This is a genomic window from Bacillus sp. DX4.1, from assembly GCF_030348195.1.
GTDB lineage: Bacteria > Bacillota > Bacilli > Bacillales > Bacillaceae_G > Bacillus_A.
On the sequence record NZ_JAUCFT010000008.1, the window covers coordinates 868582 to 895549 of the forward strand.

The following is a 26968-nucleotide window of genomic DNA, read 5'->3' on the forward strand; positions in this document are numbered from 1 at the left end:
ATTGAAACCGTTTGAATACGGAGATGAAGAAATTGGATCTCGGGAGTTAACCTTTGCAGTAAGTTCGGTCATTATTGGTACAGGAGCGCTTTCGATGCCTCGCGTAATTGCAGAAAAAACGCTTTTCACAGACGGATGGTTGATTTTGTTTCTTGGAGGGGTGATTTGTGCATTTGTGGCTTGGTTTATTGCAAAGGTAGCAATTTTATTTCCGCAACAAACGTTTTTTCAATATACAGGTGCATACTTATCAAAGCCGGTAGCATTCATAGTCACAAGTATTATGGTTTTAACGTTTGCTGGAATTACTGCGTATCAGGCGCGAGCAATTTCAATTATTTCGCAAACATATTTATTTGGTAAAACGCCTATTGAACTTTTATCATTTTTTTACTTACTTGTCGTTATCTACGGAGTGAGTGGTTCTAGAGCAGCATTACTTCGTCTTAACTTGTTATTCTTGCCAATTGTAGTGTGTGCCATTTTTGCTTTGTCGTTATTAAATATAAATTTAATGGATTCTCATAATTTAATGCCCTTTTTCCAAACAAAATGGAGCCAATATGCCATCGGAATGAAAGAATCGATATTTACATTTATTGGGTTTGAGATAGTGTTATTTTATTCTTCGCTTATAAATCAAAAAGACAAAATACCTTTAGCTGCTGCAAAGGGAGTGATGATTACCAATTTATTATATATTCTCATGTATCTCACTTGTATTACCGTTTTTTCTTATACTACAACTAAAAGTCTCACATATCCCGTTATTGAATTAGGGAAGGAAATTGAAATAGGTGGAGGATTTTTAGAACGTTTTGATGCGATTTTCTTTACGACTTGGATTGTTACAATTTTTACTACTACTGCTATGTATTATGATATCGCAGTAATGAGTTTTTGTTCCATGTTTCCTTCTATTAAAAAGAAGACATTTATTTTTGTAAGTGCACCGATTATTTATTTGCTTAATGTGCTTCCTGAAAATGTTGCGAAGTTAACTCAATATGGTGTCTACTTAGCTTGGGTTGATATGGCGTGCATTATCCTTGTCCCTACGCTTGTTCTCATTATTTATAAAATAAAAGGGAGTAAGAAGAATGAAACACCTTCATAAGTTTGTTTACTGCATCATTTTGTTTCTATGTCTTAGTGGATGTGCAGAACGAAAGGAAATTGAAGAGAGAGGCTTTGTTGTAGGGGTGGCTTTTGATGTTGCAAAGGAAGCAGCGGAAGAAAGTGAATCAAAAAAGCCTCCTTTTATGAAAGGAACGTATCAACTTGTCTTACCGAGTGCATTGGCACAACAAGGTGGGAAAACTGATGGAGATAATTATATTAATATTAGTGCGATAGGCGATAGCATTTTTGGACAAATTCGAGAAATCTCTAAGAAAATAAGTCGATCCTTATTTTTTCCTCATATTCAAATTCTTGTCTTTTCAAAAGATTTATTACAGCATCCGTTTGTTTTAGAACAAACGTTAGATGTCTTTTTTCGTGACCATGAAATGAGAAGGAATATTCGGATTTTTGTCTCAAAAGACCGAGCGGAAGGTATTTTGAAACAAAGCTCGAAACCAGAAAATTTACCAGCGAAGTATATTGATCTGTTAGCGGATCATGCTGACAGTAATGCATACATGTTAGAAGCGATTCGCATTGGAGACATACAAGAAATGATGACCGCTAAAAGAAGTTTTGTTCTTCCGATTTTACAATTAACAAAACAAGGTGTGAAACTGGAGGGAGCTGCTGTATTTAAAGGGAAAAATAATAAATTGCTCGGTCTTTTAAGCGGAAAAGATACGCAAGGATTAAACTATATAATTGGAGAGAAAGCGAGTGGTTTTGTGACCATTCGGAAAGAGGAGGAAACGGTTACGTATGAAATTCATAAGCTAAGGCGCAAAATACACGCTTCTTTTGCAGATCCTCGTCATCCGAAGTTTACAATTGATATTTATCCTGAAGGTATACTAGCAGAGGTATATTTGGGAGGGGATGGAAAGATGTGGAGTGGGGAACAACTGAATACACATATCTCTCAAGAGATGAAAAAAATAACTATGATGACGATTAAGAAAGTGCAAAAAGGTTTTAAAACGGATGTTCTTGGATTAGGAGATTATTATAAACGACATAATTACAAGGAGTGGAAAAAGATAGAAAATAACTGGGATCGAGGAGAAAACTATTTTACGAAGAGCAAAATAGTTGTTCGGGTTCATCCTAGGGTAGAACATTCAGGTTCTTTAATACCGAAAGGTGGGCAGTAAAGCGAAACATTCATCAGTGACGGGGCTTCATCTCCCATCTCTTACTTTGATTTCTTTAAAACATTGAAAAAAAGTTTTACTGCCGCTAAGGTGGATAAATAGAAGGGGAGCTAGTTATATGAAGATGCCTTCGACTCTTGCAATTGTAGGTACCATTTTGATGGGCATTATCCCATACGGTTTTTATTTTATTAGTAAGAAAATAAAGAAACATGGTGCGCAGCCGTGGGAAGATTCAAATGAAAAAGGAAACCCGTAGTTTGGGTTTCCTTTTCATTTATCCCGCTATTTGCGGGCAGTAGCCACCCCGTCTCAAGACTCGAAAAATGCGGCGGGGATAACTGCCCGTAAAAGCCTGATTGGTGAGAACTATATAAATCCATTTTGATTTTTCGACATATAAGCCGCGGCTATGGATAACAAAAGGTGACCTGCACTCGTTTTCTCTCTTTGTTTTCACTATGTCTGGGGCAGGAAAAGGATCTGACCGCTTCTATGCATGGCCGGATGCTCTTTCCCACCTAAAAAGAAAGGTTTTATGTCGGTTTTTTAATTTGTATTTATATAATCATCAGTGGGGGATGAAGCTCTCCACTTTATACAAGCCCTAACCAATGTACCAATTGCGTAGAGAGGAATGTAACAACAATGGCGATAACGGTAGGGATTGCAAACGCAAGAAATGTCCACTTTGGACTTTTTGTTTCTTTATATATGTTAACTAATGTTGTTCCACATGGGAAATGAAGAAGGGAGAACAACATCGTATTTAACGCAGTTAACCAAGTCCAGCCGTGATCAAGGAACAACTGTTTAATTTGTGACATATCGTCTATTTCTGTTAAGGAACCTGTTGATAAATAAGCCATTAATAAAATTGGAATAACGATTTCATTGGCCGGCAGTCCAAGTATGAATGCCGCTAGAATAAATCCATCTAGTCCAAGTAGGTTTGCGAATGGATCTAAGAAATTTACAAAGTACATGAGCAGGCTTGTGTCACCAACATATACATTTGCTAGCACCCAAGTTAATACAGCAGCAGGCGCAGCGACGATAACAGCGCGTTTTAAAACATATAGCGACTTATCGAGAGTGGCGCGTACAATCGTATTCCATATTTTTGGTTTTCGATATGGTGGTAATTCTAATGTATAGTGGGTAGGTACGCCTTTTAAAGCAGTTTTAGATAAAACCCAAGATACAGATAATGTTACGATAATACCGATAACAACCATTCCGACTACAACACCTGATGTAACAAGCGTTTGCATGCCGCCTGTGTACCCGGCAGCCATAAATAATGACGCCATTAATATTAATGTAGGCCAGCGACCGTTACATGGAACAAAGTTGTTTGTTAAAATTGCCAGCATACGCTCGCGCGGAGATTCAATAATACGCGTCGACATAATGGCAGCCGCGTTACAACCGAAGCCCATTGCCATTGTTAACGATTGTTTTCCATGAGCACCAGCACGTTTAAACAGGCGATCCATATTAAAAGCGACACGTGGTAAGTAGCCATAGTTTTCCAATAAGGCAAACATGGGGAAGAAGATGGCCATCGGCGGTAACATAACACTAATAACGGCACCTGTACCGCGGAATAGACCAAGAATTAAAACACCATGTATCCACTCAGGTGCATTCATAGCTTGGAACCATGCTGTTAAATGGCCTTCTGCCCAGCCGAAAAATTCAGCGATTTTATCAGATGGAACGTTAGCTCCAGCAATTGTAAGATAAAAAAGAATAGCTAAAATTCCGAGCATAATAGGGAATCCGAATATAGGAGAAGTGAAAATTTTATCCAGCTTCTCTGAACGATATAATTTATCTGTATTGGTATATTGAACAGCTTCTTTACAAATGCCAGCAGAAGTTCGATAAATATCACCAACAATATCGTCACGAATATCATCTTTTGTAAGTGTTTGAGCATGTTGAATAATATGATCTAATGGAAGAGATTTACTGGCTGAGTGAGATTCCATTTATGACAACCTCCCTTACAAGCGGCTCTTTATGATGCTTTTGGAGTGCAGCTAGAAAATTTTTATCCCCATCTAATATACGAAGTGCGATCCAACGTGCAGGATAAGTATCTCCAAACACTTTATGAATTTGTGGTTCTAATTCTTGAATCATACCTTCAATTTTTTCATTATAAGTAATTTGAATTGGTGTAGGGATCAATTTTTTATTTGCTACTTTTGTTATTACAGTTAGTAAATGACCGATACCGACTCGATTCCGCGCTGAGATTTTAACAACAGGAACTCCAAGAGATTTCGCTAATCTTTTCTCATCAATGACAATTCCTTTTTTCTCTGCTTCATCTATTAAGTTAATACAAACGACAACGTCTTTTGTCATTTCCATGACTTGTAATGCTAAGTTTAAATTTCTTTCCATTGCCGTTGCATCTATAACAACAACCGTTACATCGGGCTTCTCAAAAATGATATAATCTCGTGCTACTTCCTCATCTGCAGAATTCGAATAAAGGGAGTATGTTCCTGGTAAATCAATTACTGTATACATATTTCCGTTATGTTCATATTCGCCTTCTGCTTTCAATACTGTTTTTCCGGTCCAGTTTCCAGTATGTTGTTTTAACCCTGTTAATGTATTGAATAATGTACTTTTTCCGGTATTGGGATTTCCTGCTAGTGCAATGCGATGATTTATCATCGTACATCATCTCCTATTAATCTCCCGAATATAAGGGAACTTTCCTCACTTCGCAGTGCAATGGTTGTATTGCTCACTTGATATGCAATTGGATCTCCGAGCGGGCTTTTTTGCAATACTTTAATTGTAGCTCCGGGAATAAAACCTAAATCCAATAAACGACGTTTCATAGTTCCTTCTAAATGTATCATCTCAATTTGTACAAACTGCCCGGTTTGAAAACTTGAAAGGGGTTCGGTATTAGCTGTTACCATAAAAGTTACCTCTCCTCTATATTTTTAGTATTGGTTTAAAATGTTTACCAAGGGAAACTTTTTGTTATTAATATAGTAGACTACATTGGATGATGTTGTCAATTGGTACTTTAAAAATATTCAAATATTTTTAGAATTGTTCCAATTTATTTTGTTGTGTCTAAAAATATTAATGAATTTATTTGAGAAAAAGGGGAAGTTTAAGGGTACAAGTTCAAAAAGTGATGGGTTTTGTAAATGTATTTTTAACATTGGTAGCAAAAAAGAAGGTTTTATTTACAATAAATTTACATTGTTAAAAATAAATTTACATTTTGGGGCGTTTTGAGTGAAATTGTTTTGTTTTTTTATTAAAAAGAAAGGAATGGCATAGGTTTTGCGGCATATTTTCACTCTTTACTTAAATTTAAAAATTGCTTAACACTAACATAATATTATTGTCCTACAATGAATTTGTATTCGAAAGAAGTAGAGGAATGTGAAAAAGCGATAATTCACGATAATTCAAATGGGGGTACAAGACATGGTTATGAAAAAAGGTTTCAAGTTTTCGTTGGCGGCATTAATGGTTGCAGGTGCTTTAGCAGGTTGTGGAAAAGCAGGAAGTACTGATAACAAAGAAACTGCTAAAAATAATGATACAAAACAAGAACTATCTGGTACGATTGCAGCAGCTGGTTCTACAGCTCTTCAACCTCTTGCGGATGAAGCTGCGAAAAGATTCCAAGAGAAGAACCCAAAAGTATCCATTCAAGTTCAAGGTGGCGGTAGTGGAACAGGGATTAACCAAGTAGCTTCCGGTGCGGTTCAAATTGGTAACTCTGATGTTCCAGCTGCAGATAAAATAAAAGAACCAGAAAAGGCGAAAGAATTAGTAGATAACAAAGTGGCGGGTATTGCGTTTGCGCTTGTTGTAAATAAAGATGTGAAGGTTGATAACTTAACTGTGAAACAAGTTCAAGATATCTTCACTGGTAAAGTTACAAATTGGAAAGAAGTAGGCGGTAAAGATGAGAAAATCAATGTAGTTAACCGCCCAGCAGCTTCTGGTACACGTGCTACATTTGAAAAAACAGTTATGAAAGATGCAAAGATCAATGATGGAACAGGTACAACGCAAGATTCTAACGGTGCGGTAGAACAAGCAATTAATTCTACGCCAGGTTCAATCAGCTACCTTGCAATGTCTTACATGGTAGGCGATAAGAAAGGTACATTACAAACTGTAAAAATTGATGGAGCAGAGCCGAAAGTTGAAAATATTTCTTCTGGAAAATACCCATTCTGGTCTTACGAGTACATGGTAACAAAAGGTGAAGCGAAAGAAGCTACAAAAGCTTATATTGACTATGTAAAAGGTACAGAATTTGAAAAACAAGTTGAAGATATGGGTTATATTCCAATGTCTAAATTAAAATAATTGTAATTTAATGGGGCTGGCTGCGAGGCCAGTCTTGTTCATTTCAATCTATAAAGTGGGGTTATGTCCTGTGATGAAGGGGAAAAAACAAATTAACTACGTAAAAAGTGAATATATAGGAAGATCACTTGTTACGTTTTGCGGTATATTTATTGTTATTGTTACGTTAGCGATTATTGGATTCATTTGCGGAAAAGGAATTCAATCTTTTACGCAAAGTGGTATTTCTATTTCTGAAGTTTTGACATCAACGACATGGAGCCCGAATGCTGATAAGGGATCGTTCGGTGCGGTTATTTTTATCGTCGGTTCAACACTCGTTTCAATAGGAGCGGTAGTTATCAGTGCACCAATTGGTCTAGCTCTAGCGATATTTATGAATCTAATTTCACCGAAGTTTGGGAATAAAGTATTAAAGCCTGTTTTAGAATTATTAGTCGGAATTCCTTCCGTTGTATACGGGTTACTAGGGGTTACAATTTTAGTACCTCTTTTACGTGATACATTTGGCGGTGTTGGTTTTAGTTTAATTGCGGGTATTATAGTCTTAAGTATTATGATTTTGCCGACAATTGCCAGTATTGCTTCTGATGCAATTCGTTCTGTTCCGTTTGACTATTTAGAAGCCTCTTATGGTTTAGGGTCAACGAAATGGCAAGCGATTAGTCGTGTCATTGTTCCAGCTGCCAAAAAAGGTATTTTAACAGGAGTTGTTCTAGGGTTAGCGCGTGCTTTCGGAGAAGCGTTAGCGGTTCAAATGGTAATTGGGAATACGATTAAACTACCTGAAAGTATATATAGTCCAACGGCAACGTTGACAGGGATTTTAACGATGGATATGACCAATACATTAAATGGAACGGCTTGGAATAATGCGTTATGGACATTGGCAATGATTTTACTTGTTATTTCTTTCTTATTTATTGTAGTGATTCGAGCAATTGGCCAAAGAGGTGAACGATAACGATGAATGCAAGAACGGTAAACAATATTTGGACTGGTATTTTATATGCAATAGCGGCGTTTGTGGTAGCTTTACTTGTTTTTCTAGTATACGAAATTCTGCAAAAGGGCTGGGGGTTTTGGGATCCAAGTTTCTTATTTGGAGAACCAAGTAATATAAAAGCAGGAGGCGGTATTGGTCCGCAATTATTTAATTCTTCCTATATGCTTGTTATTACACTTATTATTTCGATTCCGTTAGGTTTAGGAGCAGGGATTTATCTTGCGGAATATGCAAAGCAAGGGCGGTTTTTAAGTTTTATCCGTCTGTGTATTGAAACAATGGCATCATTGCCTTCTATAGTTGTTGGTTTATTCGGTTTGTTAGTATTTGTTACCATGACAGGCTGGGGCTACACAGTAATAGGTGGTGCGCTTGCTTTAACAATTTTAAATTTACCAGGTTTAACACGCGTTTGTGAAAGTGCGATTACAGAAGTTCCGCCAAATGTAAAAGAAGCAAGTCTTGGGCTTGGTGCAACAAAATGGCAGACGATTGTTCGTATTATTCTTCCAACTTCTTTACCACAAATTATTACAGGGGTAATTTTAGCGGCTGGGCGTATATTTGGGGAAGCGGCTGCGTTAATTTATACAGCGGGATTAACATCGCCAATTTTAAACTCTGCAGCAGATTTTTCAAGTCCAGCACATCCATTAAACCCATTTCGACCAGCTGAAACGTTAGCGGTTCATATTTGGAAGTTAAATTCTGAGGGGATTATTCCTGATGCGAAGTTAATTGCAACAAAATCAGCGGCGGTATTAATCATTATGGTGTTGCTCTTTAATATCATCGCTCGTTTTACTGCATCTGTACTTCATAAACATTTCACTGGAACGAAAAAGTCTCGCAAAACAACGAAAACAAAAGTAGCTTAATCTCTTCTACCTTAATATTAATAAAAGGCTCTCTGCTTACTAGAAAAGCAGAGGGCCTTTTTGTTTGGCTGTGTTAAATCACTGCATTGATATTAGAATCAACAGAATGAGTGTTTTGTGGTATAGGTAAGGTTGAAAATGATGCAATTACATATGGTAGTGATTAACTATAAAGTGAAACTTTAATCAGTGGGGGGCTTCATTCCCACTGATTATTAACCCTCACCAATTGGGCTTTTACGGACAGTTTATCCCCCGCCTAACTTCTTTGCTTTTTGCTGAATTTTGAGGTGGGGGTATTACTGTCTGCAAATAGCGGGATAAAATTATAATTATATTAATAGTAGAAACAAAAAAATGAGGATGTCCCAAAAGTAGCTGAATAGCTACTTTTAGAGACATCCTTTTTTAAAAACAATATAAAAAGAAAACGTTTTGATTTTGTTAAGCTTTTGGAGTCTCTACATAAGAGTTTACTTGTCGTCTTGTTCGTCTTTTTTTACCGATCTTATCTAATAATTCGTACATAACAGGAACGACGATGAGAGTGAGTATAGTTGAAACAGCTAAGCCACCGATTACAACAACAGCTAAACTTTTAGATACCATGCTGCCAGATTGTGATTGACCGAATAACAATGGCAACATTGCTACTATCGTTGTAATAGCGGTCATAATAATTGGACGTAGCCTTGTGGAACCTGCTTCTAATAAGGCTTCTCGCGCTGTCATACCGTGTTTTTGGTTTTGTTGGACACGTTCTATTAATACAATGGCATTCGTAACAACGATACCGATTAGCATTAATGCACCGATTAATGCGTTTAAATCGACCGGTGTTCTTGAAATGATTAATCCTAAAATACCGCCAACAGCAGCTAATGGAAGGGAGAATAAAATTGCAAACGGTGCACGTGCTTGCCCGAAAGTGATGACCATAATTAAGTATACAATCCCGATTGCAATCCCCATTATCTTAAATAAGTCTGTAAAGCTTTCCTGCATAGATTCAGTTGCACCAGCAACGGTAACCTTTGCTCCATTTGGTAAGTCTAATTCTTTAATGGCTTTGTTTACTTCTGTATTTACTTTACTTAAATCGTCGTCTGTTGCTTCAGCGCTTATTTGAATTGTTTCTTTTCCATCCTTATGGAAGATTTCTGTTTGTAGTTGTTTTTCTGAAATGGATGCGATGTCTTTTAAAGAAATAGACCCACTTACAGGTGATAAAATGTTTGAGTTAAGAATATCATCTTTCTTATTTATATGTTCTTGTTTATGTTCCAACATAAGGGTTGCTTTTTCTTCATCAATTGAAATTTGTCCAATTGGTGATTTCTTCATAAGTAATGAAACTTGTTGTCCTACTGTTTCTGGTGTTAATCCTGCTTGTTCTGCTTTTGCTTGATCAATGTGAAGTTGCCATTCTTTTTTAGATTCTTCTACATTTGATTTTACTTTGGAGAGACTGTCTATACTTTTTAGTTTCGTTCCAACAATATCAGCAGCCTTTTTTAAATCAGTATCATTGTTTGCTGTAACGTTAAATTGTAAGTTGCTTCCACCGCCGAAACTAGAAAAACTTGTTTTTGTATAATCAAATTCGGTTGGTTCAAAAGTTTGCTGTTCTTTTTTTAGTTTCTCAATATATTGATCGATATCGGTACCTTTTTTAAATGCAACAAATATAGTAGCAAGGTTATTTTTCGTTGTTTGTCCCCACTGTGCATCCTCAGCGCTTGAACCTATTCGTAAGCTTACATCCGTTACATCACTGTTAGAAAGTAATTTTTTTTCAAAATCAAAAGCTTGTTGTTTCTTTGTTTCAGTATCGTAATTCGTTGGAAATGTCATACTAATATTTAGCATCGTATCGTCGTCGGATTTTATGTTTGCTTTTGGTAGCAATACGTAAGCTGTGATTGATCCAGCGAATAATAAGAAAGAAGTGAATAAAATAATAAACTTATGTGAAAGCGCCCATTTTAAAATAGCGATATAACGTGTTGAAGATCTGGGACTTCGTTGTTTTGTTTTTTTGAGCAGTAAAAATGCCATAAGCGGAACAACTGTTAATGCAACGAGTAAAGAAGAAAGTATTGAGTATACAACTGCTAATACCATAGGTAACATAAATTCGCCAATTGCACCTGATATAAGGCCGATTGGTAAAAAGACAGCGACTGTTGTTAAGGTAGAAGAAGTAATAGCAACTGCGACTTCTTTTGTAGCATTCAGAATGACGTCTTTTGAAAAGGCATCTTTTTGTAAACGCCGGAAAATATTTTCTATGACAACGATACTATCATCTACAAGACGCCCGACAGCAACCGCTAAACCACCTAAAGTTAAAATGTTTAACGTAATATTAGATTGATCGAGTAAAAAGAGTGTCAGTAAAATAGATAATGGAATGCTGACAACAGCAATTAACGTTGTACGAATATTACGTAAAAAAACTAAAATAATAAATGTCGCAGCAATTGCGCCAAGAATTACTTCCTTGCCCATGCTCATAACAGCATTTTCAACTTGTTCGTGAGTAGATGCCAGCAATTTAATAGTGAAATTATCTTTATATTTTTTGCTGATATCCTTCACCTTTTTATCAATTTCTTTTCCGATTGCCACTGCATTTGCGCTTGGTTCTTTCATGATAACTAACCCCACGCCGTCTTCTCCGTTAACATGTGAAATTGCATCGGAATGTTGCTTTAGTTCTACTTGAGCAATATCCTGTAATTTTACCTGTGGCGTAAGAGTGATATTCTTCATTTCGTCGATATTTTTAATATCCCCAATGACACGAAGTGAGTACTCCTCATTGTTTATAGTGATTTGGCCAGCGGGAGTTGAAGTTTCTTTTCCTTGCAAAGCGGCCAATACTTGCTGGGTTGTCACGTTTTTGTTTTTCATTTCTGTTGGATCTAATGCGATAGAAAGCTCAGTTGTTGATTTTCCGTAATACATAACGTTAGCAACACCATCAATATTTTCGAGTTGTGGGATAATCTCTTTTTCGATTTGTTTTTCATCTGTTTTTGTAAAACCGTTCTCTTTTTGAATAGTGATCTGTGCGAGTGGAATCATAGAAGTATTAAGTTGGCTTACGACCGGTTTCGTAATTTCTTTTGGTAAAGTAACAGCATTGGTGATTTTTTCGACCTCACGCGCTGCATCTTTCATATTAGCTTTAGATGTATAAGCAATATCGATACGCGATAAACCTTCGTGTGTAGAAGAAGTAATTGTATCAACATGTTCCAAATTACGGAATTGTTTTTCGAGAGGTTCTGTTACTTCTTTTGCCATCGTTTCAGCATCTAGCCCTTGAGACAATGTGGTGATGGTTACCGCAGGGTTATCGATACTTGGTAGAAACTCCATCGGTAATTTGGAACCGGAATAAACGCCAAGTATAGAGATGAGCAAAACCATGATGATAATAGCGGCCCGGTTTTTTAATGAAAACCTTGTCAATCTTTCCATAAAGTAATTCCTCCATATATAATGTTTTTTGCCTACTGCTTTACTATATAGCAAATGAATAACGAGTAGAGTTAAGAATATGTAAAATATTTCTAAATAAATTCTTAAGACGATCATTTTTTCAATAAGAAACGATTCTTCTTAATACGGATTGAAAAGAAGTCTTCGATGATAGCCGAAGCGGGAGGAGGTATGAGATATAAATCTAAATTAAAAAACCGACATAAGGCCTTTCTTTTTAGGTGGGAGAGAGCATCCGGCCATGCATAGAAGCGGTCAGATCCTTTTCCTGCCCCAGACACAGTGAAAACAAAGAGAGAAAACGAGTGCAGGTCACCTTTTGTTATCCATAGCCGCGGCTATATGGCGAAAAATCAAAATGGATTTATAGAGATGGTCTAATCTCTTGGTGGGAGAATGGTTGTATTTTGTTCACTTGTTGTGTTCTTCTATAAAGTAGAAGGGATGCTTATTTTGCGTGAACCAATGGAAGATACTCTTTAGAAAACCTAAGTGTGTATTATAATAAAAGTCACGTTTATGAGGTTTAAAAAACATTTCATATATTTTTCAAAAAAGCACTTGCAGTTTTAAAAATGGAATGATATATTAATAAACGTCGCTGATGCGAAACAGCAGAAAGCGAAAAGAAATAAAAGATTATGTTGACATTGAATAACTGAAATGCTAACATGAAAAAGTCGCTACTGAGTGACAGACAAGTTCTTTGAAAACTGAACGAAACAAACAACGTGCAACGTCAATTTTTATTTTTATGATGCTAGACAAACTAACTTTATTGGAGAGTTTGATCCTGGCTCAGGATGAACGCTGGCGGCGTGCCTAATACATGCAAGTCGAGCGAATGGATTAAGAGCTTGCTCTTATGAAGTTAGCGGCGGACGGGTGAGTAACACGTGGGTAACCTGCCTACAAGACTGGGATAACTCCGGGAAACCGGGGCTAATACCGGATAACATTTTGCACTGCATGGTGCGAAATTGAAAGGCGGCTTCGGCTGTCACTTGTAGATGGACCTGCGTCGCATTAGCTAGTTGGTGAGGTAACGGCTCACCAAGGCAACGATGCGTAGCCGACCTGAGAGGGTGATCGGCCACACTGGGACTGAGACACGGCCCAGACTCCTACGGGAGGCAGCAGTAGGGAATCTTCCGCAATGGACGAAAGTCTGACGGAGCAACGCCGCGTGAGTGATGAAGGCTTTCGGGTCGTAAAACTCTGTTGTTAGGGAAGAACAAGTGCTAGTTGAATAAGCTGGCACCTTGACGGTACCTAACCAGAAAGCCACGGCTAACTACGTGCCAGCAGCCGCGGTAATACGTAGGTGGCAAGCGTTATCCGGAATTATTGGGCGTAAAGCGCGCGCAGGTGGTTTCTTAAGTCTGATGTGAAAGCCCACGGCTCAACCGTGGAGGGTCATTGGAAACTGGGAGACTTGAGTGCAGAAGAGGAAAGTGGAATTCCATGTGTAGCGGTGAAATGCGTAGAGATATGGAGGAACACCAGTGGCGAAGGCGACTTTCTGGTCTGTAACTGACACTGAGGCGCGAAAGCGTGGGGAGCAAACAGGATTAGATACCCTGGTAGTCCACGCCGTAAACGATGAGTGCTAAGTGTTAGAGGGTTTCCGCCCTTTAGTGCTGAAGTTAACGCATTAAGCACTCCGCCTGGGGAGTACGGCCGCAAGGCTGAAACTCAAAGGAATTGACGGGGGCCCGCACAAGCGGTGGAGCATGTGGTTTAATTCGAAGCAACGCGAAGAACCTTACCAGGTCTTGACATCCTTTGAAAACCCTAGAGATAGGGCTTCCCCTTCGGGGGCAAAGTGACAGGTGGTGCATGGTTGTCGTCAGCTCGTGTCGTGAGATGTTGGGTTAAGTCCCGCAACGAGCGCAACCCTTGATCTTAGTTGCCAGCATTTAGTTGGGCACTCTAAGGTGACTGCCGGTGACAAACCGGAGGAAGGTGGGGATGACGTCAAATCATCATGCCCCTTATGACCTGGGCTACACACGTGCTACAATGGACGGTACAAAGAGCTGCAAGACCGCGAGGTGGAGCTAATCTCATAAAACCGTTCTCAGTTCGGATTGTAGGCTGCAACTCGCCTACATGAAGCTGGAATCGCTAGTAATCGCGGATCAGCATGCCGCGGTGAATACGTTCCCGGGCCTTGTACACACCGCCCGTCACACCACGAGAGTTTGTAACACCCGAAGTCGGTGGGGTAACCTTTATGGAGCCAGCCGCCTAAGGTGGGACAGATGATTGGGGTGAAGTCGTAACAAGGTAGCCGTATCGGAAGGTGCGGCTGGATCACCTCCTTTCTATGGAGAATTGATGAACGCAGTTCATCAATATACGTTGACTTGTTTCGTTTCGTTCAGTTTTGAGAGAACTAAATCTCTCGAAATGTATGTTCTTTGAAAACTAGATAACAGTGTAGCTCATATTTTTTTAATTAATTTTGGTTAAGTTAGAAAGGGCGCACGGTGGATGCCTTGACACTAGGAGTCGATGAAGGACGGGACTAACGCCGATATGCTTCGGGGAGCTGTAAGTAAGCTTTGATCCGAAGATTTCCGAATGGGGAAACCCACTATACGTAATGGTATGGTATCCTTACCTGAATACATAGGGTATGGAAGACAGACCCAGGGAACTGAAACATCTAAGTACCTGGAGGAAGAGAAAGCAAATGCGATTTCCTGAGTAGCGGCGAGCGAAACGGAATCTAGCCCAAACCAAGAGGCTTGCCTCTTGGGGTTGTAGGACATTCTATACGGAGTTACAAAGGAACGGGGTAGACGAAGCAGCCTGGAAAGGCTCGTCATAGAAGGTAACAACCCTGTAGTCGAAACTTCGTTCCCTCTTGAATGTATCCTGAGTACGGCGGAACACGTGAAATTCCGTCGGAATCTGGGAGGACCATCTCCCAAGGCTAAATACTCCCTAGTGATCGATAGTGAACCAGTACCGTGAGGGAAAGGTGAAAAGCACCCCGGAAGGGGAGTGAAAGAGATCCTGAAACCGTGTGCCTACAAATAGTCAGAGCCCGTTAATGGGTGATGGCGTGCCTTTTGTAGAATGAACCGGCGAGTTACGATCCCGTGCGAGGTTAAGCTGAAGAGGCGGAGCCGTAGCGAAAGCGAGTCTGAATAGGGCGTTTAGTACGTGGTCGTAGACCCGAAACCAGGTGATCTACCCATGTCCAGGGTGAAGTTCAGGTAACACTGAATGGAGGCCCGAACCCACGCACGTTGAAAAGTGCGGGGATGAGGTGTGGGTAGCGGAGAAATTCCAATCGAACCTGGAGATAGCTGGTTCTCCCCGAAATAGCTTTAGGGCTAGCCTTAAGTGTAAGAGTCTTGGAGGTAGAGCACTGATTGAACTAGGGGTCCTCATCGGATTACCGAATTCAGTCAAACTCCGAATGCCAATGACTTATCCTTAGGAGTCAGACTGCGAGTGATAAGATCCGTAGTCAAAAGGGAAACAGCCCAGACCGCCAGCTAAGGTCCCAAAGTGTGTATTAAGTGGAAAAGGATGTGGAGTTGCTTAGACAACTAGGATGTTGGCTTAGAAGCAGCCACCATTTAAAGAGTGCGTAATAGCTCACTAGTCGAGTGACTCTGCGCCGAAAATGTACCGGGGCTAAATACACCACCGAAGCTGCGGATTGATACCTATGGTATCAGTGGTAGGGGAGCGTTCTAAGGGCAGTGAAGTCAGACCGTAAGGACTGGTGGAGCGCTTAGAAGTGAGAATGCCGGTATGAGTAGCGAAAGACGGGTGAGAATCCCGTCCACCGAATGCCTAAGGTTTCCTGAGGAAGGCTCGTCCGCTCAGGGTTAGTCAGGACCTAAGCCGAGGCCGACAGGCGTAGGCGATGGACAACAGGTTGATATTCCTGTACCACCTCTTTATCGTTTGAGCAATGGAGGGACGCAGAAGGATAGAAGAAGCGTGCGATTGGTTGTGCACGTCCAAGCAGTTAGGCTGATAAGTAGGCAAATCCGCTTATCGTGAAGGCTGAGCTGTGATGGGGAAGCTCCTTATGGAGCGAAGTCTTTGATTCCCCGCTGCCAAGAAAAGCTTCTAGCGAGATAAAAGGTGCCTGTACCGCAAACCGACACAGGTAGGCGAGGAGAGAATCCTAAGGTGTGCGAGAGAACTCTGGTTAAGGAACTCGGCAAAATGACCCCGTAACTTCGGGAGAAGGGGTGCTTTCTTAACGGAAAGCCGCAGTGAATAGGCCCAAGCGACTGTTTAGCAAAAACACAGGTCTCTGCGAAGCCGTAAGGCGAAGTATAGGGGCTGACACCTGCCCGGTGCTGGAAGGTTAAGGAGAGGGGTTAGCGCAAGCGAAGCTCTGAACTGAAGCCCCAGTAAACGGCGGCCGTAACTATAACGGTCCTAAGGTAGCGAAATTCCTTGTCGGGTAAGTTCCGACCCGCACGAAAGGTGTAACGATTTGGGCACTGTCTCAACCAGAGACTCGGTGAAATTATAGTACCTGTGAAGATGCAGGTTACCCGCGACAGGACGGAAAGACCCCGTGGAGCTTTACTGTAGCCTGATATTGAATTTTGGTACAGTTTGTACAGGATAGGCGGGAGCCATTGAAACCGGAGCGCTAGCTTCGGTGGAGGCGCTGGTGGGATACCGCCCTGACTGTATTGAAATTCTAACCTACGGGTCTCATCGACCCGGGAGACAGTGTCAGGTGGGCAGTTTGACTGGGGCGGTCGCCTCCTAAAGTGTAACGGAGGCGCCCAAAGGTTCCCTCAGAATGGTTGGAAATCATTCGTAGAGTGCAAAGGCATAAGGGAGCTTGACTGCGAGACCTACAAGTCGAGCAGGGACGAAAGTCGGGCTTAGTGATCCGGTGGTTCCGCATGGAAGGGCCATCGCTCAACGGATAAAAGCTACCCCGGGGATAACAGGCTTATCTCCCCCAAGAGTCCACATCGACGGGGAGGTTTGGCACCTCGATGTCGGCTCATCGCATCCTGGGGCTGTAGTCGGTCCCAAGGGTTGGGCTGTTCGCCCATTAAAGCGGTACGCGAGCTGGGTTCAGAACGTCGTGAGACAGTTCGGTCCCTATCCGTCGTGGGCGCAGGAAATTTGAGAGGAGCTGTCCTTAGTACGAGAGGACCGGGATGGACGCACCGCTGGTGTACCAGTTGTTCTGCCAAGGGCATAGCTGGGTAGCTATGTGCGGAAGGGATAAGTGCTGAAAGCATCTAAGCATGAAGCCCCCCTCAAGATGAGATTTCCCATAGCGTAAGCTAGTAAGATCCCTGAAAGATGATCAGGTTGATAGGTTCGAGGTGGAAGCATGGTGACATGTGGAGCTGACGAATACTAATAGATCGAGGACTTAACCATATAATATGAAGCAATGTTATCTAGTTTTGAGAGAACATGAAAAACTTGTTGACTTTTTATTTCAATCAGGTATAATAGTGTTTGTCTTAAAAGAATATAGTCTGGTAATGATGGCAGAGAGGCCACACCCGTTCCCATACCGAACACGGAAGTTAAGCTCTCTAGCGCCGAGGGTAGTTGGGACCTTGTCCCTGTGAGAGTAGGACGTTGCCAGGCAAAGTGGAGGATTAGCTCAGCTGGGAGAGCACCTGCCTTACAAGCAGGGGGTCGGCGGTTCGATCCCGTCATCCTCCACCATATTATGTCGGAGGGGTAGCGAAGTGGCTAAACGCGGCGGACTGTAAATCCGCTCCTTCGGGTTCGGCAGTTCGAATCTGCCCCCCTCCACCATTTTTACAATTTCTTAATTAATGGGCTATAGCCAAGCGGTAAGGCAACGGACTTTGACTCCGTCATGCGCTGGTTCGAATCCAGCTAGCCCAGCCATTTAAGAGCCATTAGCTCAGTTGGTAGAGCATCTGACTTTTAATCAGAGGGTCGAAGGTTCGAATCCTTCATGGCTCACCATTTTAAATTTTGCGGGTGTGGCGGAATTGGCAGACGCACCAGACTTAGGATCTGGCGCCTTTGGCGTGGGGGTTCGACTCCCTTCACCCGCACTTTTAATCTAATAACTCATACATGTCTTGCGGAAGTAGTTCAGTGGTAGAATACAACCTTGCCAAGGTTGGGGTCGCGGGTTCGAATCCCGTCTTCCGCTCCAATTTCCAGTATGACATGCCGGGGTGGCGGAACAGGCAGACGCACAGGACTTAAAATCCTGCGGTGGGTGACCACCGTGCGGGTTCGACCCCCGCCCTCGGCACCATATGCGCCCGTAGCTCAATTGGATAGAGCGTTTGACTACGGATCAAAAGGTTAGGGGTTCGAGTCCTCTCGGGCGCGCTTTATTAACGGGAAGTGGCTCAGCTTGGTAGAGCACCTGGTTTGGGACCAGGGGGTCGCAGGTTCGAATCCTGTCTTCCCGATAGTTTTAACATGGGGCCTTAGCTCAGCTGGGAGAGCGCCTGCCTTGCACGCAGGAGGTCAGCGGTTCGATCCCGCTAGGCTCCACTTTAATATGAATATGGAGGAATACCCAAGTCTGGCTGAAGGGATCGGTCTTGAAAACCGACAGGCGGCGAGAGCCGTGCGGGGGTTCGAATCCCTCTTCCTCCTCCATTTATTTTAAAGAAAAATTTTTATTATCAAGGGCTACTAGCTCATCGGGAGTATAACCCGAAATTCATAAATTGAAATTACTATATAGTGATTTCGCTAAGATTCACTTTCACGGAGGAATACCCAAGTCTGGCTGAAGGGATCGGTCTTGAAAACCGACAGGCGGTGAGAGCCGTGCGGGGGTTCGAATCCCTCTTCCTCCTCCATTTTTCTAAAAGAATATTGTATCGTCGCGGGGTGGAGCAGTCTGGTAGCTCGTCGGGCTCATAACCCGAAGGTCGCAGGTTCAAATCCTGTCCCCGCAACCAATGGTCCCGTGGTGTAGTGGTTAACATGCCTGCCTGTCACGCAGGAGATCGCCGGTTCGACCCCGGTCGGGACCGCCATTTTTTGGCTCGGTAGCTCAGTCGGTAGAGCAGAGGACTGAAAATCCTCGTGTCGGCGGTTCGATTCCGTCCCGAGCCACCATTTCTACATAAACATGCCGGCTTAGCTCAATTGGTAGAGCAACTGACTTGTAATCAGTAGGTTGGGGGTTCAAGTCCTCTAGCCGGCACCACTTAGGGGCATAGTTTAAAGGTAGAACAGAGGTCTCCAAAACCTCCAGTGTGGGTTCAATTCCTACTGCCCCTGTATTGAAAAGTTAAGGGCCTATAGCTCAGCTGGTTAGAGCGCACGCCTGATAAGCGTGAGGTCGATGGTTCGAGTCCATTTAGGCCCACCATATTCCGCAGTAGCTCAGTGGTAGAGCTATCGGCTGTTAACCGATCGGTCGTAGGTTCGAGTCCTACCTGCGGAGCCATGGCCCGTTGGTCAAGCGGTTAAGACACCGCCCTTTCACGGCGGTAACACGGGTTCGAATCCCGTACGGGTCATAGATTTTAAAGCCGTCAGAAATGTTGATTTAACAACATTTCTGACGGCTTTTTTGTTTTGACTCAGCGATTGACTCGAATTTTAGGATTTCAGCAAATTCATAAATTAGCCGTGATTTTTTCACCTTCTGTTACTTGTACTTTTTGGGAGTTTCTAAAATATGGTATACTCTACTTGTGAGAGTGGAGTACCCATCTTAGAAATTTTGATTCTAATGGTTGTGCTCTTTTTTTGTGTCAACACATTCTTCATTTGTTCTAACTATATAAATCCATTTGGATTTTTGGTAAAAAGACAGAGAGAGAAAAAATGAATGGAGGCATATTTTATGATTTTAATTGTAAAAATGGATATCAACAATTACGACCTTGCCACTTTAATGAGGCTGTTGCCTCTTTTAGAACAAGAGACGCAATTGCAAGTATCTCGTTTTCAAATGCCTGAGGACAAAAAGCGAACTCTTCTCGGTAATTATGTAGCGAAGTGCTTAATCGCACGATATACCCAGCAAAATATAGAACACGTACATTTTACGACTAATGCATATGGTAAAAAGACAGTACAAAAAAGTCCTATTTCATTTAATCTTTCTCATGCTGGTAAATGGGTCGTGATTGCCTTATCAACAAATGAGTCAATTGGTGTTGATGTTGAAAAGATGGAACCAATTGATATTTGGGAGGTTGCGACATTCTTTAGCATAGCAGAACAACGGTATTTAAAAGGATTAGTGGGAGAAGAAGCAGAGCATGCATTTTATCGTATATGGACAGCGAAAGAAAGCTTTTTGAAATGTATTGGTAGGGGATTAAGTCAACCGCTAGATACATTTATAGTTCCGCTTCACTCTTCCGCTCAGCCACAATCAATTGAAAGTGCAACTGTATACAGTAATACTATTCAAGTATATTCATTTCAAATTGATTCTGAACACTGGTGTAGTATTAGTACAAATGACTTCAAATTTCCGGTAGACATAATGACCTTATCTAAGGATTTTTCAGTCTTAACAAGTGAACAGATGAAGATGAAATAGCCTTAGGATCATCCTCAAATTGGCAACCCATATTGCTATTTTGGATCAAGGGAAAGTCATGAAAGAATTTACGATGAGCACCCTTCGTGAAAGCGGTGTTGATTTAGAGGATTATTTTCTAACAATGTTGCATGCATAAATCTTCAAAGAATATTTACTATCCACTTAACTATTATTTTTTTTTGTAATATAATGAACTTATGACTCTAAAAATTTTTAAAGTCATAAATATACGTAAGCAAATGCAATTTAAATAGGAAAGAGTGGAGAAAAATATGGCTAGAGGATTTACAACAGAAGAAAAAGCGAAAATTAAGGAGAACCTACTAAAAGAATGCGAAAAAAGCTGGGTTGAGTACGGTTACAAGAAAACGAACATTGACTTGTTATGTGCAAAAGTAGGCATTTCAAAAGGAGCGTTCTACATTTTCTATCAAACAAAAGAACAGTTATTCTGTGATGTCATGGATCAGATGCAAGAACGGTTGATTCGTTACATGAATGATGAAATTACCCGCAATCCTACAAAAGAAGGGTTCATGAATGGGTTCAAAAAAATGTATCAAGAATATGGAAAAGGAAACTGGGTGAGAAATTTAACTAGTCCGGAGTTTGTTGTTCTTCTAAACAAACTGCCTAAAGAGCGTTTGGAAAATCACAATCCAGATTACACCATTTTTATATTAAGAGATGCCATCGAAAAAAGTCATTTGGTCTTAAAAGTATCAGAACAAAAAGTGATTGGAACTTTGTCAGCTTTGTTAGCAATTTTAGGGAGTAAGGATTCCTTAGGCTACGACCATTATGAAGTCTTTGAATTATTGCTTCATAGTGTTATTGATGAATTATTTGAATAATGAATTTGAAGGGAGTATGTGAAAAATCTCGTTGCAATTGAGCTGAAAAAAATTAATCTAAAAAACCAATTCTTAGTTTTGCTCTTATGTAATTTATTGATTCTTTTTTTAAGCGTTACTTTAAAAATATTAGTACCAAATCAAATTGAAATGGTTTCCCAGAATGGGGCAGCACTTCCTGCAGTCCAGCTAGAAACAATGACAATTATTGATACTTTGATAAAAGCTGTCTTCATTGTATGGGAAGCCGTTTTGCTTGCTGAGATGATTGTTGCAGAGTTTAAAACCAAAACTGCACTTATGTTCTATACGTATCCTGTTAAGATCACTAAAATTATTTTGGCTAAATTGCTTATTATTTTAAGCATGATGTTTGGATATATGCTGTTGTCTGAGGTTTTTCAAAATAGTGCATTCTATGTTCTTGGTTTGTTTGTACCATCAATGGGTTATCAAATGAATGTAAGCATGTTGCCAGCTATTTTTGTAACAACAATTGCGGGTCTGTTATTAGGGCTGATTTCCTTGTGTGTGGGAATTATGTATCGTTCAACAGTTGGAACTGTGGTGACATCTATTTTGATATTATGTGTGGTTACTTCCGCAGCGGCCGGTCCTGGGGGAATGATTTCTAAAGTTTCAGTTGCACTAGTCCTAGGGGGGGGAGGTTTGATTTCGGGTGGATACGCCCTCAAAAAGATTGCGAAAGAAGAATTGGTTTAGGGGGAATGATTAAAATATAAAGAGGTGTTGTATTTGGGTAAGGCATATAAAGTGAGTTCCGCACAAATTAGATGACAATCTTTTGTGTCAATACGATGGGAGCAAGTAAACCAGTAGAAATCATATCTACTATTTCATATACAATCATTTCTTGAGTACTGCTCAAGAAATATTTGAAGGCAAAGAAAGAAGGGAATGAAGGCCAAATGAAAACAGCAACACTAGAAAACATGCAATTCGTGTTGGAAAGGCATTACATTTCAGCCTCATTAAAAAATATAGACATTTACTTGGAAAGAGGCTTGTTAGACATTCAAACAGAAGATAGGGAAGACATTTATGTCGGATACTATTTATCTAATAAAGACAGAGAAAAATCATTTACCTATAAATCTAGTATTGTAGGACAAACATTATATGTGCAGTTGAAACGTAAAAATGTATTTGTGCCATTTAACTTTTTTGATGGTCTTGTATTGAAAATCCGTATTCCTAAATATTACCGTGAAAATATCAATATCGCTACTGCAACGGGAAAAATTTTCGTGACACAACAGCAGGCACATTTTAATGAATGTGTTGTTAAATCTACAACTGGTAATATTTCTTTGCTTGAAGTGGATGCTAATCGACTAACTGTAACGTCGACTACAGGAAACATTCACGTAAAAACGCCTCGTTCCCAAGGGTTTGATAATAATCGGTTTAAGGTAAAAACTACTGCTGGAAAAGTGGTAATTGATGCGATGAACCTCTACCATACAATGGATGTGAAATCTGTAACCGGAGATATTGTTCTAGGCATAGATAGTCAACTTACCAGCTACGATATCCATTTTAAAAGTATTTCTGGGCGCATGCCTGCAACAAGTATTAAGACGGCCAGCTCTGAAGCTTGTCAAATATATGTAAATACAGTATCGGGCAATATTTTGTTCGAAAAATTTAATAGAGAATAGGAGTTTTATTATGCCTTCATTACAATCATTTATGCCTCAAATTGATGAATCAACTAGACATTTAGGAAATATGATTTTTCTGGGATTTGGTGGTGTTTGTATTTTAATTGGTCTGTTTGTAATGCTTATCAATCGTCGAAACAGTACCAAAATCAGAAGAAATATTGGATTAGGTTTACTAATAGTAGGCTTTTTGTCGCTAGTGAATAATTTAACGCAATTACTATATTGGAATTAAGGAGGTATATAAGTAAATGACAGAAGCTGTATGGGTGTGTCTTCCTCACGCTGCAGGGAATGGCAACTATTATCGTGATTTATTGTCAGCTAACTTTTCAGTGTTAGGCGTTGATTATCCCGGTCACGGTAGTCGGATTCATGAAGCACTTTGTACAGATATGAAGCAATTGTTAGACGATGTGGAACAAATGATAAAAAATCAGTGGGAAAAGCTAGAAGGAAAGCGTATTTTCTTTTTTGGTCATAGTATGGGCGGTGTGGTCGCTTATGAGGTTGCTAAGCGCTTAGAAAAAAACAATTTTCCATTGAAGGTTTAGTCATTTCTTCTAAAGCTTCTCCAATATATGATTTAGAGCATCGTGTTTCTTATCAACGAAATAAAGATGAAATGGACGATATGTTGCGAAATTTAGGTGGTACTCCTGCAGAAGTGTTGGAACATGAAGAATTATGTGAATTGGTTAAGGAAATCTTGTTTGCAGATTTAAGTACTTTGCACTCTTATCAAGCATTAAGCGTACGAACAAGGGAGGAAGTGGTACCTTTAAATATTCCAATTTACTTGTTGTATGGAACAGAAGATGTGGTAAGTGCTGAAAGTATGGAAAGTTGGGCATGCTATACTCATTTTCCATGTCAGATGCTACAATTGCAGGGGAATCATTTCTACTTTATGGAAAGTAAGAATGCTTTTGAAGCAATACTTCAAGATATTTCACGAAAAAATCACATCGAAGTATTCGTCTGAATGAAAGCTTATAATAAAGAAGCCGTTAAATGCCAACTTGAAAAAGGCGCTTAATGAATTTTTTGAAGATAGAGGTCGGTATCCTTTTTGGATGATGAAGTACACTTTTATTGCTATATAAATACAAATTAAAAAACCGACATTAAACCCTTCTTTTTAGGTGGGAGAGAGCATCTGGCCATGCATAGAAGCGGTCAGATCCTTTTCCTGCCCCATGCCATGCCAAGTGAAAACAAAGGTGCAGGTCACCTTTTGTTATCCATAGCCGCGGCTTATATGTCGAACAATCAAAATGGATTTATATATATTTTGCTATTTCCTTTGCGCTTGTATTATTAAAACAGAGACGAATGTGTTGTTATATCAACGATTTTTTATTATTCAGTAGATGTAATTTAGCAATTGTTTTTCTTTTTTAGATTCCGTACAAGTCCTTACAACCTTAACTTGCGCTATCTACATAGTTTTCGTTATTTTCAAATTTGCTATTGAAATTCTCTTTATAACGGAAGTTATTGGGAAAGGATTTGATGAGTCCCGTATGGATCATAATGAAAGAGTCAGCAATTTGCTGGCTCTTTTTTCTTGAGGAAAAAATCATGTAAGAGTTCAATTCTTTCTTAACATATCATGTGAAATAAATAAAGGGAATTTGGAAAAGCTATAGTATGTATAAAAGGAGGGAATAGAATCGCATGACAACAGTAAAAGAACTTATGAGTACCGATATTGTACAATGTACGCCGCTAGATAATGTATATGAAGCGGCTGTGAAAATGAAAGAAGAAGCGGTTGGTATGATTCCGGTTGTAGAAAATAATACAGTAGTTGGTCTTGTTACAGATCGTGATTTAGTTGTACGTGGAATTGCGGAGAAACATCCGGGCTCTAATAAAATTACAAATGTGATGACCACGGATATAGTTTCAGTATCCCCTAACGATCCCATTGAAAAGGCAACAGAGTTAATGGCACGACATCAAGTAAGAAGACTACCAGTAGTAGAAAACGGGCAACTTATTGGGATGTTAGCACTAGGTGATTTAGCAGTAACAGAACAAGCGGATGATCAAGCTGGATTTGCTTTAAGTGAGATATCAGAGCATACAGAATAAAGAGTGAGTCTTAACACTTTTTCAAAGGAAATAACCTATATAAGTACAAATTAAAAAACCGACATAGAACCCTTCTTTTTAGGTGGGAGAGAGCATCTGGCCATGCATAGAAGCGGTCAGATCCTTTTCCTGCCCCATGCTAAGTGAAAACAAAGAGAGAAAACGAGTATAGGTCACCTGTTGTTATTCATAGCCGCGGCTATATGTCGAAAAATCAAAATGGATTTATATAGCGTTTCTAGGTATCGAATGATAGTGTGTCGGATACCTTTTACTAACACTACATAGCCAAAAAATTGTTAGTATTATGTATCCGAAATGCTATACTGGGCATATGTAAGAGCGTCTAGTCCTGTGCCTTCAATTTATTCAACCAAACATCAGAGGGAAATAAAAGACATCGATGAAACTCTTTAATTTATTTCAATTTCATTTGAAGTTTTGTTAACAACTCTTCTTATTAACGTTTAAAATTATGAAAGTGCTATACTAGTAAATATAAATTCTATGCATGGTTTTTAATATGATGATAGTAATAATTAAGATATAAGCTGTTAAATTTTTAGGTGCTTTACATATATAAAAAATGGAGGGGGAATTATATGAGGGCTGTACAGAGCAATCCTAATTGGAATTTGGTTACGGATGCGTATGTTGAACCAGATAATTTTGCGGATTTATTTTCTTTACTTGTACCTGCTCGTCCAAAAGGTGAAGGGAAAGATAGAACAATTTTAGCATGGAAAGAAAAAGAATTTTATAAAAAAGACAATTTAGCTCCATTTATCTTATATGGAATGAATAAAGTGAAGGACTTGCCACAATTTCATAAAGATGAAATACCAACTTTGGTTCGAATTGTTCGTTTATGTCAGGAAATCGGATGGTATAAAGAAGCCTATACATTTATGGTAAGTCAAAGATTAGATGAATTTGTACATACATCAATGGAATATGAAACATGGGATATTTTGACACAAGTTGTAGCTTGGAATTATTTAATTATAAAATATAGAGTCGGTGAATTAGAAATTAAAGACGTAATGATTTGGGAAAGAATTAAATTTAATGAAGAATGTATTGAAAAATGTAATAAACTATTGTTTCATAAAGAAATGATGGAGCTTACATTCTTTTATCTATGTAAGCAGGCAAAAACATTATCAAAAGAACAACTAGATCAAGATATGATGAGCTTAGCAGTATACTGTAATAAATATGTTTATGATTTATACATATTTGACTTATTAAAAAAATATCGTAAGTGTACTGATTTTTTAACATACTATGGACCTAGTCGTTCTGTTATTGCATGTCAAAGAGCTGTAATTGCTCAAATCTCTGATCGTCTTAATCCGTTAAAAACAACGCATGTGGATGATTATTTATATGTAATGAAAGAAATGATGGAGCATATGTCGTTTGAGTTTATGGATAGATACGAGAATTTCATTGGAAAGCTGTTATCATATGTACCATTTTTTGAAATGATCCAAGTTCCACAACATGCTTATTATTGTGAAGAGTTGATGTATATTTGTAAGGGAATTGAATACAAAGAAGAAATGCTACGTAATTATATATTTATACAATTGCATGATTGTTTGCCATCATTTATTAAACAATTTTTAAAAAATAAGCGTTATGCAACCATTCATGATATTTTATTTTATTGGTGTGATGATGAACAGAGAATGGGTTTAGAGAAGAAATATAATTTGAGCTTTATTTATGAGCGATATGCTTGTGGATAGCAGC

Annotated in this window: 19 protein-coding genes, 20 tRNA genes and 3 rRNA genes; 38 read left to right on the forward strand and 4 right to left on the reverse strand. The window is 39.6% G+C overall.

Annotation, left to right across the window (positions count from 1 at the left end):
- The first annotated feature begins 1 nt into the window (after window position 1).
- The 3 genes from QUF99_RS07340 (at window position 2) to QUF99_RS07350 (ending at window position 2538) form a co-directional block, all read left to right on the forward strand.
- The gene (locus tag QUF99_RS07340; RefSeq protein ID WP_289369270.1) at window positions 2–1117 is read left to right on the forward strand and encodes a GerAB/ArcD/ProY family transporter; all 1116 of its coding nucleotides are present in this window, start codon (window positions 2–4) and stop codon (window positions 1115–1117) included.
- Window positions 1101–2279 carry a Ger(x)C family spore germination protein gene (locus tag QUF99_RS07345; RefSeq protein WP_289369271.1) on the forward strand — a complete coding sequence of 393 codons (1179 nt, stop codon included), beginning with the start codon at window positions 1101–1103 and terminating at the stop codon, window positions 2277–2279. The genes QUF99_RS07340 and QUF99_RS07345 overlap by 17 nt, the downstream gene beginning before the upstream one ends.
- Before the next feature lie 118 nt (window positions 2280–2397).
- Window positions 2398–2538: a hypothetical protein gene (locus QUF99_RS07350; protein WP_289369272.1), complete on the forward strand. Its 141-nt coding sequence runs from the start codon at window positions 2398–2400 to the stop codon at window positions 2536–2538.
- A 337-nt stretch (window positions 2539–2875) separates the two neighbouring features.
- Here the strand turns inward: QUF99_RS07350 and QUF99_RS07355 are convergent, their stop codons facing one another.
- From QUF99_RS07355 to QUF99_RS07365, 3 genes are read right to left on the reverse strand one after another with little or no spacing between them, the layout of a single operon-like run.
- A complete protein-coding gene (locus QUF99_RS07355; RefSeq protein WP_289369273.1) occupies window positions 2876–4276 on the reverse strand; it encodes a nucleoside recognition domain-containing protein in 1401 nt (466 codons plus the stop codon).
- The gene (locus tag QUF99_RS07360) at window positions 4254–4976 is read right to left on the reverse strand and encodes a FeoB small GTPase domain-containing protein (RefSeq protein WP_289369274.1); all 723 of its coding nucleotides are present in this window, start codon (window positions 4974–4976) and stop codon (window positions 4254–4256) included. Before QUF99_RS07360 ends, QUF99_RS07355 begins: the two co-directional genes overlap by 23 nt.
- Window positions 4973–5230, reverse strand: coding sequence for a FeoA family protein (locus tag QUF99_RS07365; protein ID WP_289369275.1), 258 nt, complete (start codon window positions 5228–5230; stop codon window positions 4973–4975). Before QUF99_RS07365 ends, QUF99_RS07360 begins: the two co-directional genes overlap by 4 nt.
- A gap of 523 nt (window positions 5231–5753) precedes the next feature.
- Between QUF99_RS07365 and QUF99_RS07370 the strand changes: the two genes are divergently transcribed.
- The 3 genes from QUF99_RS07370 (at window position 5754) to pstA (ending at window position 8534) form a co-directional block, all read left to right on the forward strand.
- A complete protein-coding gene (locus QUF99_RS07370) occupies window positions 5754–6650 on the forward strand; it encodes a phosphate ABC transporter substrate-binding protein PstS family protein (RefSeq protein ID WP_289369276.1) in 897 nt (298 codons plus the stop codon).
- Between the two features lie 73 nt (window positions 6651–6723).
- Window positions 6724–7614, forward strand: a complete 891-nt coding sequence (pstC, locus tag QUF99_RS07375; RefSeq protein WP_289369277.1) for a phosphate ABC transporter permease subunit PstC — start codon at window positions 6724–6726, stop codon at window positions 7612–7614.
- 2 nt (window positions 7615–7616) lie between these two features.
- Window positions 7617–8534: a phosphate ABC transporter permease PstA gene (gene pstA, locus QUF99_RS07380; RefSeq protein ID WP_289369278.1), complete on the forward strand. Its 918-nt coding sequence runs from the start codon at window positions 7617–7619 to the stop codon at window positions 8532–8534.
- A 444-nt stretch (window positions 8535–8978) separates the two neighbouring features.
- On the opposite strand, the gene QUF99_RS07385 is transcribed toward pstA, so the two are convergent.
- Window positions 8979–12023 (reverse strand): efflux RND transporter permease subunit, encoded by a 3045-nt coding sequence (locus tag QUF99_RS07385; RefSeq protein ID WP_289369279.1) that lies wholly within the window; start codon window positions 12021–12023, stop codon window positions 8979–8981.
- Between the two features lie 796 nt (window positions 12024–12819).
- Here QUF99_RS07385 and QUF99_RS07390 point away from each other — a divergent pair.
- From QUF99_RS07390 to QUF99_RS07545, 32 genes are all read left to right on the forward strand, one after another.
- A 16S ribosomal RNA gene (locus QUF99_RS07390) occupies window positions 12820–14371 on the forward strand.
- Window positions 14372–14513: 142 nt separating this feature from the next.
- Window positions 14514–17435 (forward strand): 23S ribosomal RNA (locus QUF99_RS07395).
- Window positions 17436–17535: 100 nt separating this feature from the next.
- Window positions 17536–17651: ribosomal RNA gene (rrf, locus tag QUF99_RS07400) — 5S ribosomal RNA — on the forward strand.
- Together the 16S, 23S and 5S rRNA genes with 20 tRNA genes alongside form the textbook arrangement of a ribosomal RNA operon.
- A 5-nt stretch (window positions 17652–17656) precedes the next feature.
- Window positions 17657–17732: transfer RNA gene (locus tag QUF99_RS07405), tRNA-Val, on the forward strand.
- 9 nt (window positions 17733–17741) lie between these two features.
- Window positions 17742–17825, forward strand: a tRNA-Tyr gene (locus QUF99_RS07410).
- Window positions 17826–17846: 21 nt separating this feature from the next.
- Window positions 17847–17921 (forward strand) — tRNA-Gln (locus QUF99_RS07415).
- A gap of 5 nt (window positions 17922–17926) precedes the next feature.
- A tRNA-Lys gene (locus tag QUF99_RS07420) sits at window positions 17927–18002 on the forward strand.
- 11 nt (window positions 18003–18013) lie between these two features.
- A tRNA-Leu gene (locus QUF99_RS07425) sits at window positions 18014–18094 on the forward strand.
- Between the two features lie 29 nt (window positions 18095–18123).
- Window positions 18124–18198, forward strand: a tRNA-Gly gene (locus QUF99_RS07430).
- A gap of 16 nt (window positions 18199–18214) precedes the next feature.
- A tRNA-Leu gene (locus QUF99_RS07435) sits at window positions 18215–18303 on the forward strand.
- Between the two features lie 3 nt (window positions 18304–18306).
- Window positions 18307–18380, forward strand: a tRNA-Arg gene (locus QUF99_RS07440).
- 9 nt (window positions 18381–18389) lie between these two features.
- Window positions 18390–18463, forward strand: a tRNA-Pro gene (locus QUF99_RS07445).
- 12 nt (window positions 18464–18475) lie between these two features.
- A tRNA-Ala gene (locus tag QUF99_RS07450) sits at window positions 18476–18548 on the forward strand.
- A 15-nt stretch (window positions 18549–18563) separates the two neighbouring features.
- A tRNA-Ser gene (locus QUF99_RS07455) sits at window positions 18564–18656 on the forward strand.
- Between the two features lie 113 nt (window positions 18657–18769).
- Window positions 18770–18862 (forward strand) — tRNA-Ser (locus QUF99_RS07460).
- Window positions 18863–18887: 25 nt separating this feature from the next.
- Window positions 18888–18964 (forward strand) — tRNA-Met (locus QUF99_RS07465).
- Window positions 18965–18966: 2 nt separating this feature from the next.
- Window positions 18967–19042, forward strand: a tRNA-Asp gene (locus QUF99_RS07470).
- 6 nt (window positions 19043–19048) lie between these two features.
- Window positions 19049–19124: transfer RNA gene (locus QUF99_RS07475), tRNA-Phe, on the forward strand.
- Between the two features lie 15 nt (window positions 19125–19139).
- Window positions 19140–19215: transfer RNA gene (locus tag QUF99_RS07480), tRNA-Thr, on the forward strand.
- Between the two features lie 3 nt (window positions 19216–19218).
- Window positions 19219–19289 (forward strand) — tRNA-Trp (locus QUF99_RS07485).
- 14 nt (window positions 19290–19303) lie between these two features.
- A tRNA-Ile gene (locus QUF99_RS07490) sits at window positions 19304–19380 on the forward strand.
- 3 nt (window positions 19381–19383) lie between these two features.
- A tRNA-Asn gene (locus QUF99_RS07495) sits at window positions 19384–19458 on the forward strand.
- A 1-nt stretch (window position 19459) separates the two neighbouring features.
- Window positions 19460–19531 (forward strand) — tRNA-Glu (locus QUF99_RS07500).
- 329 nt (window positions 19532–19860) lie between these two features.
- Window positions 19861–20568 carry a 4'-phosphopantetheinyl transferase family protein gene (locus QUF99_RS07505; RefSeq protein WP_289369280.1) on the forward strand — a complete coding sequence of 236 codons (708 nt, stop codon included), beginning with the start codon at window positions 19861–19863 and terminating at the stop codon, window positions 20566–20568.
- Window positions 20569–20843: 275 nt separating this feature from the next.
- Window positions 20844–21425: a TetR/AcrR family transcriptional regulator gene (locus QUF99_RS07510; RefSeq protein WP_289369281.1), complete on the forward strand. Its 582-nt coding sequence runs from the start codon at window positions 20844–20846 to the stop codon at window positions 21423–21425.
- Between the two features lie 18 nt (window positions 21426–21443).
- The gene (locus tag QUF99_RS07515) at window positions 21444–22148 is read left to right on the forward strand and encodes a hypothetical protein (protein WP_289369282.1); all 705 of its coding nucleotides are present in this window, start codon (window positions 21444–21446) and stop codon (window positions 22146–22148) included.
- Window positions 22149–22354: 206 nt separating this feature from the next.
- A complete protein-coding gene (locus QUF99_RS07520; protein ID WP_289369283.1) occupies window positions 22355–23107 on the forward strand; it encodes a DUF4097 family beta strand repeat-containing protein in 753 nt (250 codons plus the stop codon).
- A 10-nt stretch (window positions 23108–23117) separates the two neighbouring features.
- Window positions 23118–23345, forward strand: a complete 228-nt coding sequence (locus QUF99_RS07525) for a hypothetical protein (protein WP_289369284.1) — start codon at window positions 23118–23120, stop codon at window positions 23343–23345.
- Between the two features lie 16 nt (window positions 23346–23361).
- Window positions 23362–23664 carry a thioesterase II family protein gene (locus QUF99_RS07530; protein WP_289369285.1) on the forward strand — a complete coding sequence of 101 codons (303 nt, stop codon included), beginning with the start codon at window positions 23362–23364 and terminating at the stop codon, window positions 23662–23664.
- 23 nt (window positions 23665–23687) lie between these two features.
- Window positions 23688–24095 carry a thioesterase II family protein gene (locus QUF99_RS07535; RefSeq protein ID WP_289374584.1) on the forward strand — a complete coding sequence of 136 codons (408 nt, stop codon included), beginning with the start codon at window positions 23688–23690 and terminating at the stop codon, window positions 24093–24095.
- Between the two features lie 695 nt (window positions 24096–24790).
- Window positions 24791–25210, forward strand: coding sequence for a CBS domain-containing protein (locus QUF99_RS07540; protein WP_289369286.1), 420 nt, complete (start codon window positions 24791–24793; stop codon window positions 25208–25210).
- Between the two features lie 602 nt (window positions 25211–25812).
- Entirely contained in the window at window positions 25813–26964 is a 1152-nt protein-coding gene (locus tag QUF99_RS07545; RefSeq protein WP_289369287.1) for a DUF3965 domain-containing protein, read from the forward strand.
- Window positions 26965–26968: the final 4 nt, after the last annotated feature.